The sequence below is a fragment of the Mesorhizobium sp. M1342 genome, from assembly GCF_040317955.1.
GTDB lineage: Bacteria > Pseudomonadota > Alphaproteobacteria > Rhizobiales > Rhizobiaceae > Mesorhizobium.
On the sequence record NZ_JAMYLI010000020.1, the window covers coordinates 25749 to 41105 of the forward strand.

The window sequence follows — 15357 nt, forward strand, 5'->3', positions numbered from 1 at the left end:
CGCGGGTCTCAGTTGCTTTTGAGTTTCTTGGCGCTGACGAGGTCGCGCGCCGCAAGGTCGAGGATCTTGTTTGCGGCCCCACGCGCCGCCTCGGCATTGCGCATGCGCAGCGCTTCGACCACCTCGCGGTGCGCCGCCACGGCCTCCATGCGCCGGTCGAGCGAAATCACCGCCGTGGCCTCGAGCGAGAATTTCAGCCCGGTGTCGATGAGATTGCCAATCTGGCGAAAGATCGGGTTGTGGCTCGCGGCATAGACGATCTGGTGGAAAGCGATGTCGCTGCGCGAGAAGGCGGCGAGGTCCTCGCCGGCGCCAGCCATGCCGCGCCAGGCGGCCTCCAGATCGGCGATCTCCTGCAGCGTCGCGCGCGTGGCAGCCAGTTCGGCAACCAGCGGCTCGATGGCCCGGCGCGTTTCAAGAATGGCGTCGAACAGCTTGTCGTCCAGTGCATGCGGCGCGTGCCAGGCCAGCACCTGTGGGTCGATGATGTTCCAGTCGTCCTCGTTGCAGACGATCGTGCCGACGCGGGGCCGCGACAGCACCAGCCCCTTTGCCGCCAACACTTTCAGGGCCTCGCGGATGACAGTGCGGCTGACGCCATATTCGACGCCGAGTTCGTTTTCGGTCGGCAAGGAGGATCCGGCCGGGTAGCGCCCGGAAAAGATGTCTGAGGCCATTGCCTTGGTCACATCGGGCATGACGCGCGGGCGGCGAGTGGCTGTGTCGCCTTGCGGTTTCTTCAAAGTCCCGGTCACCTCAGCCCTCCTCCAAGGCGGCGAACCGCTGGTTTCACACAACCGGTCCGGCCTTAACGGATGCGGATCAATTGCGCCAGCGACCGCTGGTCAGAGCATGTACCTTAATTATCATACCAGATCAATTGACGAGTATGATAAAAGCGATTAGAGACTCCGGCATCCGGGCTGAGCGCCCGGTCTATCGCTGGGAGGTAATCATGCGACTTTTGAAGACCGCGCTCGTCGCGGGCGCGCTTGCCGTGCTGTCCGTCACGACCATCGCTGCATATGCTCAGGACACCAAGATCGGCTTCATCGTCAAACAGCCCGAGGAGCCGTGGTTCCAGGACGAATGGAAGTTCGCTGACCAGGCCGCCAAGGAAAAGGGCTTTACCCTCGTCAAGATCGGCGCCGAAGACGGTGAGAAGCTGATGTCGGCCATCGACAATCTCGGCGCCCAGGGCGCGCAGGGTTTCATCGTCTGCACGCCCGACGTGAAGCTCGGCCCCGGCATCGTCGCCAAGGCCGCCGCCAACAATCTCAAGCTGATGACTGTCGATGACCGCCTGGTCGGCGCCGACGGCAAGGCGCTGGAAGACGTCCCGCATATGGGCATCTCGGCCACCAAGATCGGCGAGGCCGTCGGCCAGGCGATCGTCGACGAAATGAAGGCGCGCGGCTGGAAGGCCGACGAGGTCGGCGCCATCCGCGTCTCCTACGACCAGTTGCCAACCGCGGTCGATCGCGTCGAAGGCGCCATCTCGGTGCTCAAGGCGAACGGCTTCAAGGCCGAGAACATCTTCGACGCGCCGCAGGCCAAGACCGACACGGAAGCTGCTCTCAACGCCGCGACTGTCGTGCTCAACGCCCATGCCGACATCAAGAAGTGGGTTTCTTTCGGCCTCAACGACGAGGCGGTGCTGGGTGCGGTGCGTGCTTCCGAAAGCGTCGGCATCCCCGCTGATAGCGTGATCGGCGTCGGCATTGGCGGCGCGGATTCGGCGATCAACGAGTTCAAGAAGCCGACCGCCACCGGCTTTGTCGGCACGGTGATCATCTCGCCGAAGCGCCATGGCTACGAGACGGCGCTCAACATGTATGACTGGGTCGCCAACAACAAGGAACCGGAGAAGCTGATCCTGACGTCCGGTGCACTCGCCAAGCGTGACGACTTCCAGAAGGTCCGCCAGGGCCTCGGCATCGAATAATCCTCCCTGTACAAACAGGCGGCGGCTCATCCCGCCGCCTGTTTGCCATTCCATACGAGGATCGCTGCCCGTGTCCTTTCTTGACTTCTCGCACGTCACCAAGACCTATCCGGGCGTCAAGGCGCTGTCGGACGTCTCGTTCGGTGTCGACAAAGGCGCCGTGCATGGCCTGATGGGCGAGAACGGCGCCGGCAAATCCACCCTGATCAAGATCCTGTCCGGCGACCAGCATGCCGATGAGGGCGAGATCCGCATTGACGGCAGGGTTCAGGCCTATACCTCGACCCGGGATGCCTTCGACAATGGCGTCATTGTCATTCATCAGGAACTGCAACTCGTTCCTGAACTCACCGTTGCCGAAAACCTCAGCCTCGGTCGTTTCCCCGCCAACGCCGGCATCATCGCCGGCCGCCGGATGATGGACGACGTCGGCGCCAAGCTGAAATCGGCCGGTATCGACATCGACATGCGCCGCAAGGTCAAGACGCTGTCGATCGGCGAACGCCAGATGGTCGAGATCGCCAAGGCGGTCATGCTCGACGCACGCGTTATCGCGCTGGACGAACCGACCTCGTCGCTTTCCTCGCGCGAAAGCGAAATCCTGTTTGCCCTGATCGACCGCCTGCGCGGCGAAGGCAAGGTCATCATCTATGTCTCGCACAGGCTCGACGAAGTGTTCCGGCTCTGCGACAGCCTGACCGTGCTGCGCGACGGCAAGCTCGCGGCGCACCATGCGTCGCTGAAAGGCGTCACCCGCGACCAGGTCGTCGCCGAGATGGTCGGCCGCGAGATTTCGGATATCTGGGGTTTTCGCGCACGAAAAACGGGCGATGTCCGCCTGAAGGTCGACGCTCTCAGCGGCCCCAAACTGAAGACGCCGGCCAGTTTGGAGGCGAGGGCAGGCGAGATCGTCGGCTTCTTCGGCCTGATCGGCGCCGGGCGCTCGGAACTGATGCGGCTGGTCTATGGCGCCGATCCGCGCTCGGGCGGCAGCATCACCGTCGACGGCAAGCTGGTCCGTGCCGCCGATCCGCGTGGCACGATCCGGGCCGGCATCGTGCTGTGCTCGGAGGATCGCAAGCATGACGGCATCATCCAGGGCCGCTCGGTCGAGGAGAACATCAACATCTCGTCGCGGCGCCATCACACGCGCTTCGGCGTGCTCAACCGCGCCAGCGAGATCGCCACCGCCGAAACCTTCATCAAGAAGCTCAAGGTGCGCACGCCGTCGCGCAAGCAGGACATCATCAATCTCTCCGGCGGCAACCAGCAGAAGGTCATCCTTGGCCGCTGGCTGTCCGAACAAGGGGTGCGGGTTCTCATTGTCGACGAACCGACGCGCGGCATCGACGTAGGGGCCAAATCGGAAATCTACGAATTGCTCTACCAGCTTGCGCAGGACGGCATGGCGATCGTCGTGGTCTCGTCCGAACTGCCGGAAGTGATGGGCATCTGCGACCGTATTCTGGTGATGTGCGGTGGCCGCGTCAGCGCTGAACTCACCCGCGACCAGTTCGCCGAAAGGGCGATCCTGGCCGCCGCTCTCCCCGATCAGAAAACTCCCGACGCGATCGCATCCTGAGGACTTTGGCATGACCGACCAGTTGAAAAAAATCCTGCTCGGCGAACAGGGCCTCGTCGTCATCTTCGTCGTCGCCTTCGCGCTGGTGTCGGCTCTGGTGCCGAACTTCCTTACGGACCGCAACATGCTCGGCCTGCTGCAGTCGGTGGTCACCGTCGGCATCGTCGCCTGCACCATGATGTTCTGCCTCGCCGCGCGCGACTTCGACCTGTCGGTCGGTTCGATCGTCGCCTTTGCCGGCATGGTCGCTGTGATGGCGTCGAATTACACCGGCTCGATCCTGCTTGGCCTGCTGGCGGCAATCGCCTGCGGCGCTTTCGTCGGCTTCATCAACGGCCTCGTCATCGCCAAATTCCGCATCAACGCGCTGATAACGACGCTGGCCACCATGCAGATCGTGCGCGGCCTCGCGCTCATCGCGTCCGACGGCCGCGCCGTCGGCATCAACAGCTCGGATTTCTATCAGCTGGCGCTGTCGAAACTGCTCGGCATACCGACGCCGGTCTGGGTGCTTGCCATCCTGTTTTGCATTTTCGGTTTCGTGCTCAACCGCACCGTCTTCGGCAAGAACACGCTGGCCATCGGCGGCAATCCTGAGGCCTCGCGTCTGGCCGGTGTAAATGTCGACTGGACGCGCATCTGGATCTTTGCGCTGCAGGGCGTCGTCTGCGGTATCGCCGGCATCCTGCTGGCGTCGCGCATCACCTCGGGCCAGCCCAACGCGGCGGTCGGGCTGGAACTCTCGGTCATTTCGGCCTGCGTGCTCGGCGGCGTCTCGCTCGCCGGCGGCCGCGCCACCATGTCGGGCGTCATCGTCGGCGTGCTGATCATGGGCATCGCCGAAAACGCCATGAACCTTCTCAACATCCCGGCCTTCTACCAGTACATCGTACGTGGCGTGATCCTGCTGCTGGCCGTGCTGCTCGACAATCTGCGCTCGTCGGCACTGGGCCGGCGCTAAGCTGGAGGGACAAAAATGGCTGAGCGCCTTTCCGGCAAACGCATCTTCCTGACCGGCGCCGCGCAAGGCATCGGGCTGGCCATCGCCGAGGCCTGCCTTGCCGAAGGTGCAAGACTGTTCCTCGTCGACCGCGACGGCGCACTGCTGGACAAGGCCGTCGCCGGCCTTGCCGCGCCGCACGGCCATGTCGGGCATGCGGCAGCCGACATCAGCGACGGAGCCGCGATTGCCACTGCCGTCGGCCAAGCGACCGACGAAATCGGCCACATCAACGCGCTGATCAACAATGCCGGGGTCAATGTGTTCTCGACGCCGCTCAAGGCGACCGAGGAAGAGTGGAACCGCAATTTCGACGTCAACGTCAAGGGCGCCTGGAATTGCAGCAAGGCTGTGCTGCCGGGCATGATTACAAGCGGCGGCGGCGCCATCCTCAACATCGCCTCGACGCACAGCTTCACCATCATTCCGCACACCTTCCCCTATCCCGTCGCCAAGCACGCGCTGCTCGGCCTGACCAAATCGCTGGCGCTCGAATATGCGGCGCAAGGCGTGCGCGTGAATGCGCTGGCGCCGGGCTATGTCGAGACGCAGAAGGCCATCGATTACTGGAACAGCTTTCCCGATCCGGTGGCGGCGCGCGCCAACACGATGGCGCTGCATCCCGGCGGCCGCATCGCCGCGGCGCACGAGATCGCGCTTGCAGCGGTGTTCATGATTTCCGATGAGTGCCCGTTCATGAACGCGGCCACGCTCGTTGTCGATGGCGGGCTCAGCCAGCTTCAGCATCCTGCCTGAATTCCGGGAAAACCATGACCAAGAGACGATCGCAGCACTGGTTCGGCGGCCAAGGCAAGGATGCCTTCATCCACCGCAGCTGGATGAAGAACAACGGCCTGCCCGACGATGCTTTCGACGGCCGCCCGGTGATCGGCATCTGCAACACATTTTCCGAATTCACGCCTTGCCACGTCCATTTCCGTGGCCTGATCGAGCACATCAAGGCGGGCATGCTGGAGGCCGGCGGCCTGCCGCTCGAATTCCCGGTCTTCTCCTGCGGCGAATCCAATCTGCGCCCGACGGCGATGCTGTTTCGCAACCTCGCCTCGATGGATGTCGAGGAGGCGATCCGGGGCAACCCGATGGATGGTGTCGTGCTGATGGCCGGCTGCGACAAGACCACGCCGTCGCTGGTCATGGGCGCGGCCTCCTGCGACCTGCCGTCGATCGTCATCTCCGGCGGGCCGATGCTCAATGGCCGCTTCCAGGGCCGCGAGATCGGCTCCGGCACCGATGTGTGGAAGTTTTCGGAAGACGTCCGCGCCGGCGTGATGAGCGAGCAGGATTTCGCCAATGCCGAAAGCGCCATGTCGCGCTCGCCCGGCCACTGCATGACAATGGGCACGGCCTCGACCATGGCCTCGATGGTCGAGGCACTCGGCCTGGCGCTGCCGGGCAACGCCGCCTATCCCGCGGTCGACGCACGCCGCAGCCGCATCGCCCGCACGACCGGGCGGCGCATCGTCGAGATGGTCAATGAGGATCTGCGCCCGTCGGCCATCCTCAAGAAGGCGGCCTTCGCCAACGCTATCCGCGTCAACGGTGCGATCGGCGGCTCGACCAATGCGGTTGTGCATCTGCTGGCGATCGCCGGCCGCGTCGGCACTGAGCTGACGCTGGACGATTGGGACCATTATGGCCGCGACGTACCGACCATCCTAGATCTGATGCCATCGGGTCGCTTCCTGATGGAGGATTTCTGCTACGCCGGCGGCATTCCGGCGGTCATGAAGGAGATCGCCGATCTGCTCGATCTCGACGCGCTGACGGTCACCGGCAAGGCCGTACGCGACAACATCGCCGATGCCCAAAATTACAATCCCGAGGTTATCCGCCCGCGCGACAAGGCGCTTACCGCCCAGGGCGGCATCGCGGTGCTGCGCGGCAATCTGGCGCCGGACGGCGCTATCATCAAACCTTCGGCTGCTTCGCCAGGATTGATGAAGCATCGCGGCCGCGCCGTCGTGTTCGAGGACATCGACGACTACAAGGCGCGCGTCGACGATCCCTTGCTCGACATCGACGAGAGCTCGATCATGGTGCTGAAGAATTGCGGCCCCAAGGGCTATCCCGGCATGGCCGAGGTCGGCAACATGGCGCTGCCTCGGAAGCTGCTGAAGCAAGGCGTCCGCGACATGATCCGCATCTCCGATGCCCGCATGTCCGGCACCGCCTTCGGCACGGTCGTTCTGCATGCAGCACCCGAAGCCGCTGTCGGCGGCCCACTGGCGCTGGTCCGCAGCGGCGACATGATCGAACTCGATGTCGAAGCGAGGAAGCTGCATCTCGACGTGTCGGAACAGGAGCTGGCGCGGCGTCGTGAGTCCTGGCTACCGCCCGTCCCAGCGATGCGCGGCGGCTATCAGGGTCTCTACGTCGACCGTGTCCTGCAGGCGGATCGCGGCGCGGACCTCGACTTTCTTGTCGGCAGCCGTGGCCACGCCATTCCACGCGAAAGCCATTGAGGCCGACCAGCATGCCTAATTTTCGGCCTGACGATTTCCACGGCATTCACGCCATTCTCTACGCGCTCTTTGACGTGAACGAACAGCTGGACCGCGCGGCGATGCGTCGGCAGGTCGAGATCTGCCTGGCGACCGGCGTGCACGGCATGGCGGCGCTCGGTCTGGCAACAGAAGTCGCCAAGCTGACTGAGGCCGAGCGCCTGACGATCATGGACTGGACGGCGGAAGACACCGCCGGAAAAGTGCCGCTCGCCTTCACCATCTTCGGTTCTTCTGTGGCTGAGCAGGTGGCGCAGGTTCGGCACGCTGAAAGCGTGGGAGCGGATTGGGTGATCCTGCAGCCGCCGCCGGTCGGATCCTATGGTACGCCGGAATACATCAGCTTCTTCGGCCGCGTTGCCGAGGCGACCGATCTGCCGGTGGCGATCCAGAACGCGCCGGCGTTTTTCGGGCGCGGCCTTTCATCAGACGAAATCCGCGACCTCGTCACGCTGTATCCCAACGTTAGGATGATCAAGGGCGAGGGTCCGGTTACCGACATCGCCGGGCTGATCGAGCGCACCGATGGCCGGATACCGGTTTTCAACGGGCGTGGCGGCCTGGAACTGATCGACAATTTCCGCATCGGTTGCCGCGGCATGATCCTGGCGCCGGATTGCGCCGACTATGCCGTGCGCGCCTATCATGCGTTCCGCGCCGGAGGCGAAGCCACGGCCGAGGCTGAATATGCAAGAATGTTGCCGGCAGCGGTCTTCGTCATGCAAGGCATCGAAAACTTGATCTGCTATGGCAAGCGGCTGTTCGGCGCCCGCGCAGGCATCCCGATACACGACCGGGCTCCGGCGATGCGGCCCAGCGAGCCTGGCCTCGCGATGGTGGAGCGCTTTGCGATTGGTCTCGGTCGGTTGCCTGGCTGAACGTCAACTGCCTTTCAATAGGTCGTCCGCCCACCCGACAGGTCGAACGTGGAGGCGGTTGTAAAACTGTTCTCCTTGGAGACGAGCCAGGCGACCATGGCAGCGGCCTCATCGACCTCCAACAGGCGGCCGCGCGGAATGCGCGAGCGCATATATTCGATATGCTCCGGCGTCAGTTGTTCAAGGATGCGCGTCTGTGCCGTGGCCGGCGAGATGCAGTTCACGGCGATGTCGTACTGCGCCAGTTCTTTGCCGAGCGACTTGGTCAAGCCGATGACCGCCGCCTTCGAGGCTGAATAGGCGGAGGCGTTGGGGTTGCCCTCCTTGCCGGCGACCGAAGCGATGTTGACGATCCGCCCGTAATTGCGCTCCTTCATCCCGGGAACCACGGCGCGATTGACGTAGAACGTACCGTTGACGTTGACGTCGATGACCTTTTTCCACGTCTCGATGTCGTAGACGTCGAGCGGGACGGCCGGGCCGGCGATTCCGGCGGAATTGACCAGAATGGAAATCTTGCCGGCCAGCTCTTCGGTCCTGGCGCGCGCCGCGTCCACCGACACCCAATCGGCGACGTCCACGATCTCTGTCGTGGCGGCGTTGCCGAGTTCCTTCTTGGCGGTTTCGAGGCGAGCCTCATCGAGATCCCACAAGGTTACCGTCGCGCCGGAGGCGACGAAGCGTCTGGCCATCGCAAAGCCGAGGCCTTGGGCGCCGCCGGTGACCACAGCGTGCTGGCCGTCAAGATCAATCCTGTTCATGTCGAGCGGTTCTTTCCGTTTGAGCTACTTCCGGGATAAAGGCCGGCCTGTGCAGGCGGGCGATATCGCTACATCGTCGCGCCGAGGCTCCATGGCACGAACTCGTTGTCGCCATAGCCGAGCGCTTCCGACCTGGTGCGCCCGCCGGAAGCGACGCGCAGGATCTCGGCGAAGATCTCCTCGCCCTTCTCGGCCAGCGAGACGCCGTCCAGTATGTCTCCGCAATTGATGTCCATGTCCTCGCGCATCTGCTCGAAGATGAAGCTGTTGGAGGCGAGCTTGATCGAGGGCGTCGGCTTGCAGCCGAAGGCCGAACCGCGGCCGGTGGTGAAGCACAATATGTTGGCGCCGCCGGCGACCTGCCCGGTGGCCGAGACCGGATCGTAGCCAGGCGTATCCATGAAGACGAGGCCGCGCTCGTTGATCGGCTCGGCATATTCCAGCACCGCGCGCAGATTGGTGGTGCCGCCCTTGGCGGAGGCGCCGAGCGATTTCTCCAGGATGGTCGTCAGCCCACCCAGCTTGTTGCCGGGCGAAGGGTTGTTGTTCATCTCCATGTCGTGCCTGGCGGTATAATCCTCCCACCAGCGGATGCGCTCGATCAGCTTTTCACCCACCGCGCGGCTCTCGGCGCGCAAGGCGAGAAGATGTTCGGCGCCATAGATCTCGGGCGTCTCCGAGAGCACGGCCGTGCCGCCTTGCCCGACAAGCAGGTCCACCGCAGCACCCAGTGCCGGATTGGCGCTGATGCCGGAATAGCCGTCCGATCCGCCGCATTGCAGCGCAAGCACCAGTTCGGAGGCCGGCTGCGGAGTCCTTTCGGCGGCGTTCACCGTAGGCAGCATGTCGACGATCGCCTTGACGCCGGCCTCGACTGTCTTTCGCGTGCCGCCGGTTTCCTGGATGGTCATCGTGCGGAAAATCGTGCTCTCCTCGATGTTGTACGACTGCATCCAGCGTGGGATCTGGAACGCTTCGCAGCCGAGTCCGACCATCAGCACGCCGCCGACATTGGGGTTGGTGGCAAAGCCCCATTGCGTCCGTTTCAACAGGTCGTAAGCGGGGCCCTTGGTGTCGATGCCGCAGCCAGTGCCGTGGACGAGTGCGATGATGCCGTCGACATTGGGATAGTCGCGCAGGATGCCAGACCGGTTGACCTCGTCGACGATGAACCGGGCGACGCTGGCAGAGCAGTTCACCGAGGTCAGGACGGCAATGAAGTTGCGCGTGCCCACCTTGCCGCTCGGCCGGCGGTAACCCATGAAAGTAGCGCGCTCGGCCTCGGCAACGACCTCGGTTTGCCTGGTATTGGTGCCGAAGACGTAGTCGCGTTCGAAATTGCGCAGATACACATTGTGCTCGTGAACCCAGTCGCCGGCGACGATGGGTTCCCGCGCAAACCCGATGGTCTGGCCGTATTTCACGATCGGCTCGTCCGAGCCGATGTCGCGCAAGGCCATTTTGTGCCCGCGCGGTATGCGTGCCCTGGCCGCCACGTCCCCGGCTTTTTCGCCGATCTTCAACGGATCGACCGCCAGAAGAATGTTGTCGATATCCGACAGCTTGATGAACCGTGCCATGAACCCAAACTCTGAAGAAGGCCTCCCCGACAAGGAGCGTCGAGAGACAAAAGTGATTTAGAATACTAATATAATAGAATGTCAGTGGTCAAGGTGCGGTTGCGAAAGGCTTGGATTGCAGGGGCGTAGTGGCGGATCGGTTAGGTGAGCGTGCAATGAGTGCGCCTTGCGGCGGAGTTTGAGGGCGGCAAACGGCTGGATGAAACAACGGACCGCCGCACGCCCGGGACACGGTCAATCGAGATGGAAGACCTCTTGCATGGCCGCCCACCATTCGCCGTCGGCGCGCGTCGGTAGCGGCGTCTGCATGGGGTCGCACAGTTCCCACCATTTGCGCATGGCCGGCGACTCGCTCATCCGCGCCGCATCCCTGGCGAAGTCGGTGCCGTGATACTCCCAGGAGGCGAACAGAAGGTTCTCCGGTTCGCGCAGGAAGATCGAATAGTTACGGATGTCGGCGCGACTGATGACGTCCAGCACCTCGGGCCAGACGGCGGCGTGGACGCGCTTGTAGTCCGCGATCGCCTCGGCTTTCACGCCGATACAAAGCCCCATTCTTTGCATGCCGGTTGCTCGCGAGGCTTCAGTCGAGAAGGTCGGCGGCGACTTCGAGCGTGTTGCGGAACGACGTCTCGAGATGATGTTCCATGGCCCTTGCCGCCCCCTCGGCGTCGTGGCGCTTCAGCGCGTCGAAAATGGCCTCGTGCTGCTCGATCGTCTGTTCGCCATAACCCGGTCTTGGGATGGCGAGATAGCGTCCGCGGTCCATCTGTGCCTTCGAGATGTCGACGGCTCTCCAGATCATCGGCAGGCCGCAGATCTCGGCTATGGTGCGGTGGAAGACATCGTCGAGTTGTATCGCGGTGGCATATCTGCCGCGCGATATGGCAAGCCGGTGCGCCGCCATGTTGTCTTCCAGCAATTCGCTGGCTGCCGCTGTGAACTTGGCGGCCGCGCGTCGGGCGCTTTCCATCTCCAGGGCCCGCCGGATGACATAGGCTTCTTCCAGGTCAGCCCGGCTGATCGGAGCGACATAGGTGCCGGTCTGTGCCAGGATTTTGACCAGGCCCTCGTCGCTGATGCGCTTGACCGCTTCGCGAACGGGGGTGCGAGACACCCCCAGGGCCTCCGCGATGGCGACTTCGTTGATCACCTCTCCCGGCTTCAGCTGCCCGACGACGATCAGGTTGCGGATTTTGTGGTAGATCTGATCGCGGAGCGGAAGAGCCCGATTGAGCGTCGAAGGATCCAGGTCCATTGTAAATCCGTGTCTTCGTTCACCAGAAATGGCTAGATAATACTAGAATGTCAATTGGAACGCATCCAATGGAAGCGTCGGGTGTCGGTGACACGATGTCCATAACGACCGCCGGAATCCAGCTTGCCAGAACTGTTATATTAGTGCAATAGTCATCATCCGCGGTGAGAAATTCAATCCGCAACCGAGAGCCTGGACTGAGCCGCGTGTTCAAAAGCCCGGATGTTCAAGCCAGTTCGAAGAGGGGTCGAGCTGCGTTGAAGAAACTATTATACTAACATATCGATGGCCGATACAGAGGACGATCGGCCAGCCGCCAGGAGGAACCTAGCCAGATATGACTGTCGCCGCCGATTGCGCCTTGGACATGCGAGGCATCAGCAAGACGTTCCCGGGCGTGAAGGCTCTGTCCAACGTCAATTTCGCCGTAAAATTCGGTACCGTTCATGCGGTCGTGGGTGAGAACGGCGCCGGCAAATCGACGCTCATGAAGGTCCTCAACGGATCCTACGCGCCCACCAGCGGCACAATCAGGGTCGGCGGCGCCGAGGTGCGCATGCGCCGGCCCGCCGACGCCCAGGCGCTCGGCATTCGCATGGTGCACCAGGAGATCAATCTGGTCTCCGACCTGACCGTCGCCGAGAACGTCTATCTCGGCCGCATGCCCGGCAAATGGTCCTTTCTGCGCAAGGGCGAGATGATCCGGGCGGCCGCTGCCGTCCTCGACGAACTTGGAGCGGCCATCAACCCGCGTGAACGGCTCGGCAACCTTTCTATCAGCCAGCAGCAGCTCGTCGAGATCGCCAAGGCCTACGCGGCGCAGCCCAGGATCATCGTCCTGGACGAACCGACATCCAGCCTCAGCGAGCATGAGACGGCGGCGTTGTTCCGGATCCTGCGCAAGATGCGCGATGACGGCATCGCCATCATCTACATCAGCCACCGGCTGAAGGAGGTGCTCGAAATCGCCGACGAGGTGACGGTGCTGCGCGACGGCTCAATGATCGAGACGCGTCCGATCGAAGGCATAAATGCCGCCCACATGATCAGGCTGATGGTCGGTCGCGAAGTCAGCAATGTCTTCCCGAAAAGTCTGGCCGAGATCGGCAAGTCGGTGCTGCGCGTCGAATGCATCAGCGACGGCACGCGCTTCCGCGATGTCAGCTTCGATGTACGCACCGGCGAGATACTGGGCTTGACCGGGCTGGTGGGTGCTGGCCGCAGCGAGGTTGCCCGTGCGATCTTCGGCCTGTCGCGGCTTGTCGAAGGCACGGTCAGCGTCAACGGCCGCAAGGTCTCGATCAACTCGCCTTCCCAGGCAGTCAGGGCAGGGATTGCCTATGTACCGGAGGATCGCAAGGGCGACGGCATCGTGCCGGGAATGTCGATCCGGGAAAACATCAGCCTGCCCATATTGCGCCGCCTGAGCCGTTTCGGGCGCATCAGGCGCAGCGCCGATCGCGCGCTGGCGGCGGACTGTGTGAAGCAGTTTTCGATTTCGCCGCCCGACGGCGAACGGCGCATCAACCTCCTGTCGGGCGGCAACCAGCAGAAGGCTGTCATCGCCAAATGGCTTGCCGCCAAGCCCTTGGTCTTGATCCTCGACGAGCCGACGAGGGGCGTCGACGTCGGCGCCAAGGCCGAGATCCACCACATCATTGGCCAGCTCGTCGCAGGCGGCATGGCGGTGGTGATGATTTCCTCGGAACTGCCCGAAATCCTTGGCGTCTGCGACCGCGTGGTGGTGATGCGCGATGGACACGCCTCCGAGCCTCTCCTGCGCAGCGAGCTGAGCGAGGAACGCATCATGGCGCTGGCGACGGGGGAGGACGTGGCGTGACCGATGCGGCCGTGGAGATCAGCAGCGTGAAACGCAACGACCGCTTCACGCGCGGCAACAGGCTTGTCGACGTCCTGTCGAAGGCAGGGCTCGCCTTCGCCATCCTCGCCGTGATGCTCTACGGCTCCTTCGTCAGCCCCGCCTTCTTCACATCGGGCAATTTGCTCAACGTCCTGACCTCGATGTCCATCGTCGGCATCGTCGTCGTCGGTATGACCTTCGTGCTCGTGGCCGGCGGACTGGCCGACCTGTCGGTGCCGGCCACCATCGCCTGCGGCGCCATCCTGTCACTCGGACTGCAGCCGATGATCGGGCCGCTGCCCGCCTTCGTCCTGGCCGTCGGCCTTGCCGGCCTCATAGGCCTGCTCAACGGGGTCCTGGTCGGCTATGTCGGCATCAATCCCATCATCGCCACGCTCGGCATCGGCACGATCGGACTGGGCATCGTCCAGGCGGCTGTCGGCGGCGTCATCGTCTATGGCAGCAATCCCGCTTCCGCCGAATTCGCCAAGGGCCGGCTGTTCGGCATTCCGGTCGTGGTGCTGATCTTCCTGGTCATTGCCCTTGTCGGCCATTTCGTGCTGTCCCGCTCGTTCTGGGGCAGATGGACGCTCGCCACCGGCGGCAATTACAGCGCCGCCGAGGCAAGCGCCGTTCCGGTGCAGGCCGTGAAGGCCGGAGCCTTCGTGATCACGGCGCTGGCTTCCGGGATCAGCGGCGGCCTGCTCGGACTGACGCTGCAGAGCGCGCGGCCGCTCATCGGCGCCGGCTATGAATTCAGCGCCATCACCGCGGTGGTGGTCGGCGGTGTGTCGATCATCGGCGGCTTCGGCTCCGTGCCAAGGGCAATCGCCGGCCTCATCTTCGTGCAGCTGCTGACCAACGTCATGGTGCTCGACGGTGTGCGCACGCCGATCCAGGGGTTTGTGCTCGGCATCCTGATCGTCGGCGCCGTCGGCATGGATGCGGCGCTGCGCAAGCGGGGGGTGGCGTGATGCGGTTTCTTTCGCTTGTCTCACAGCATCGCGTCGTCATCATTCTGGGCCTGACGCTCGTCATTTCCGCACTGGTGGTCCCCGGCTACCTCTCGGCATCGACCCTCGGCCTCGGCCTCGACCGGGCGGCGACGATCGGCCTGATCGCGATCGGCCTGACGGTGCTTTTGATATCGGGCCAGATCGACCTCTCCGGTGGCGCGGTGTTTGCCCTGGCCGGCATCGTATCGGTCATCCTGCAGCGAGAGATCGGCATCCTCCCTGCCGCGATCGTCGGCATCCTGGTCGGTACCCTGGCAGGCGCCGTCAACGGCATGCTGGTCGTCGGCCTGAAGGTGAATTCGCTCGTGCTGACGCTCGCGACGATGCTCATCTTCCGCTCGCTCGCGCACTGGATCACCAACAGCCAGCCGGTGACCGGAACCGACATCATGCTTTCCCTGGCGCTGGCCAAGATCTATCTCGATGTCTTCACCCTCCGCAGCGCGCTGTTCATCGCCCTGATCGTGCTGCTGCATTTCTGGCTGACGCGCACCATACCTGGGCGTAACGTCTTTGCGGTGGGATCCAACCCGGCGGCTGCCAAGGAAAGCGGTATCGCCTCGGACCGTATCGTCTTTCTCGGCTTTGTCTTTGCCGGCACGCTTGCCGGCCTGGCGGGGGTTCTCCAGAGCCTCGTCACCAACACCGGCTCACCCGTCTTCGGCTCGGAATTGACGGTCGCCGTCATTGCCGCGGTCGTTGTCGGCGGAACTCGTCTCGAAGGCGGCAGGGGATCCGCGCTCGGCACGCTCGGCGGCGTGCTGACAATCGGCTCGCTGACCATCGCGATGGAGTTCCAGTCCGTTCCCGCATACGTCCAGCAGGTCGTGTCCGGGCTTATCCTGATCCTGCTCGTCGTGCTCGATCGGGCCGTTACCACCAAGGGGAGGGCTCCGGGCACGCGCCCGGCGCTCGTTCGCGACAATCCAATCACTCAAGGAGGAACCACATGAT

General features: G+C 63.5%; 14 protein-coding genes. 9 read left to right on the top strand and 5 right to left on the bottom strand.

Going from position 1 to position 15357, the window contains the following annotated elements; genetic code table 11:
- Window positions 1-8: 8 nt before the first annotated feature.
- The gene (locus NKH06_RS20895; protein WP_352774471.1) at window positions 9-755 is read right to left on the bottom strand and encodes a FadR/GntR family transcriptional regulator; all 747 of its coding nucleotides are present in this window, start codon (window positions 753-755) and stop codon (window positions 9-11) included.
- A 200-nt stretch (window positions 756-955) separates the two neighbouring features.
- On the opposite strand from NKH06_RS20895, the gene NKH06_RS20900 reads away from it, so the two are divergent.
- The 6 genes from NKH06_RS20900 (at window position 956) to NKH06_RS20925 (ending at window position 7927) form a co-directional block, all read left to right on the top strand.
- Window positions 956-1945 (top strand): arabinose ABC transporter substrate-binding protein, encoded by a 990-nt coding sequence (locus NKH06_RS20900; protein ID WP_352893824.1) that lies wholly within the window; start codon window positions 956-958, stop codon window positions 1943-1945.
- Between the two features lie 70 nt (window positions 1946-2015).
- Window positions 2016-3527: an L-arabinose ABC transporter ATP-binding protein AraG gene (araG, locus tag NKH06_RS20905; RefSeq protein WP_352893825.1), complete on the top strand. Its 1512-nt coding sequence runs from the start codon at window positions 2016-2018 to the stop codon at window positions 3525-3527.
- 10 nt (window positions 3528-3537) lie between these two features.
- Window positions 3538-4488 (top strand): L-arabinose ABC transporter permease AraH, encoded by a 951-nt coding sequence (gene araH, locus NKH06_RS20910; protein WP_352774473.1) that lies wholly within the window; start codon window positions 3538-3540, stop codon window positions 4486-4488.
- Between the two features lie 15 nt (window positions 4489-4503).
- Window positions 4504-5283 carry an SDR family oxidoreductase gene (locus tag NKH06_RS20915; RefSeq protein ID WP_352893826.1) on the top strand — a complete coding sequence of 260 codons (780 nt, stop codon included), beginning with the start codon at window positions 4504-4506 and terminating at the stop codon, window positions 5281-5283.
- A 14-nt stretch (window positions 5284-5297) separates the two neighbouring features.
- Entirely contained in the window at window positions 5298-7010 is a 1713-nt protein-coding gene (locus tag NKH06_RS20920) for an IlvD/Edd family dehydratase (RefSeq protein WP_352893828.1), read from the top strand.
- Between the two features lie 11 nt (window positions 7011-7021).
- Window positions 7022-7927 carry a dihydrodipicolinate synthase family protein gene (locus tag NKH06_RS20925; protein WP_352893830.1) on the top strand — a complete coding sequence of 302 codons (906 nt, stop codon included), beginning with the start codon at window positions 7022-7024 and terminating at the stop codon, window positions 7925-7927.
- Window positions 7928-7941: 14 nt separating this feature from the next.
- Here NKH06_RS20925 and NKH06_RS20930 read toward each other — a convergent pair whose 3' ends face one another.
- The 4 genes from NKH06_RS20930 to NKH06_RS20945 all read right to left on the bottom strand — a co-directional run bounded on the left by NKH06_RS20930 (window position 7942) and on the right by NKH06_RS20945 (window position 11526).
- The gene (locus NKH06_RS20930) at window positions 7942-8688 is read right to left on the bottom strand and encodes an SDR family NAD(P)-dependent oxidoreductase (protein ID WP_127289818.1); all 747 of its coding nucleotides are present in this window, start codon (window positions 8686-8688) and stop codon (window positions 7942-7944) included.
- Window positions 8689-8756: 68 nt separating this feature from the next.
- Window positions 8757-10268, bottom strand: a complete 1512-nt coding sequence (locus tag NKH06_RS20935) for a UxaA family hydrolase (protein WP_352893832.1) — start codon at window positions 10266-10268, stop codon at window positions 8757-8759.
- A 234-nt stretch (window positions 10269-10502) separates the two neighbouring features.
- Window positions 10503-10832, bottom strand: a complete 330-nt coding sequence (locus tag NKH06_RS20940; RefSeq protein WP_352551219.1) for an L-rhamnose mutarotase — start codon at window positions 10830-10832, stop codon at window positions 10503-10505.
- A 19-nt stretch (window positions 10833-10851) separates the two neighbouring features.
- Window positions 10852-11526, bottom strand: a complete 675-nt coding sequence (locus tag NKH06_RS20945; RefSeq protein WP_128287601.1) for a GntR family transcriptional regulator — start codon at window positions 11524-11526, stop codon at window positions 10852-10854.
- Window positions 11527-11863: 337 nt separating this feature from the next.
- On the opposite strand from NKH06_RS20945, the gene NKH06_RS20950 reads away from it, so the two are divergent.
- Genes NKH06_RS20950 through NKH06_RS20960 form a run of 3 tightly spaced genes read left to right on the top strand, consistent with a single transcriptional unit; the run spans window position 11864 to window position 15356 of the window.
- Window positions 11864-13366: a sugar ABC transporter ATP-binding protein gene (locus tag NKH06_RS20950; protein WP_352893833.1), complete on the top strand. Its 1503-nt coding sequence runs from the start codon at window positions 11864-11866 to the stop codon at window positions 13364-13366.
- The gene (locus NKH06_RS20955; protein WP_352893834.1) at window positions 13363-14361 is read left to right on the top strand and encodes an ABC transporter permease; all 999 of its coding nucleotides are present in this window, start codon (window positions 13363-13365) and stop codon (window positions 14359-14361) included. Before NKH06_RS20950 ends, NKH06_RS20955 begins: the two co-directional genes overlap by 4 nt.
- Window positions 14361-15356: an ABC transporter permease gene (locus NKH06_RS20960; RefSeq protein ID WP_352893836.1), complete on the top strand. Its 996-nt coding sequence runs from the start codon at window positions 14361-14363 to the stop codon at window positions 15354-15356. The genes NKH06_RS20955 and NKH06_RS20960 overlap by 1 nt, the downstream gene beginning before the upstream one ends.
- Window position 15357: the final 1 nt, after the last annotated feature.

Excerpts from the sequence above, each read along its gene's own strand:
- araH (WP_352774473.1), top strand. The coding sequence starts at position 3,538 with ATGACCGACCAGTTGAAAAAAATCCTGCTCGGCGAACAGGGCCTCGTC.
- NKH06_RS20935 (WP_352893832.1), bottom strand. The coding sequence starts at position 10,268 with ATGGCACGGTTCATCAAGCTGTCGGATATCGACAACATTCTTCTGGCG.
- NKH06_RS20945 (WP_128287601.1), bottom strand. The coding sequence starts at position 11,526 with ATGGACCTGGATCCTTCGACGCTCAATCGGGCTCTTCCGCTCCGCGAT.
- NKH06_RS20950 (WP_352893833.1), top strand. The coding sequence starts at position 11,864 with ATGACTGTCGCCGCCGATTGCGCCTTGGACATGCGAGGCATCAGCAAG.
- NKH06_RS20925 (WP_352893830.1), top strand. The coding sequence starts at position 7,022 with ATGCCTAATTTTCGGCCTGACGATTTCCACGGCATTCACGCCATTCTC.
- NKH06_RS20940 (WP_352551219.1), bottom strand. The coding sequence starts at position 10,832 with ATGCAAAGAATGGGGCTTTGTATCGGCGTGAAAGCCGAGGCGATCGCG.
- NKH06_RS20920 (WP_352893828.1), top strand. The coding sequence starts at position 5,298 with ATGACCAAGAGACGATCGCAGCACTGGTTCGGCGGCCAAGGCAAGGAT.
- NKH06_RS20930 (WP_127289818.1), bottom strand. The coding sequence starts at position 8,688 with ATGAACAGGATTGATCTTGACGGCCAGCACGCTGTGGTCACCGGCGGC.
- NKH06_RS20915 (WP_352893826.1), top strand. The coding sequence starts at position 4,504 with ATGGCTGAGCGCCTTTCCGGCAAACGCATCTTCCTGACCGGCGCCGCG.
- NKH06_RS20960 (WP_352893836.1), top strand. The coding sequence starts at position 14,361 with ATGCGGTTTCTTTCGCTTGTCTCACAGCATCGCGTCGTCATCATTCTG.
- NKH06_RS20900 (WP_352893824.1), top strand. The coding sequence starts at position 956 with ATGCGACTTTTGAAGACCGCGCTCGTCGCGGGCGCGCTTGCCGTGCTG.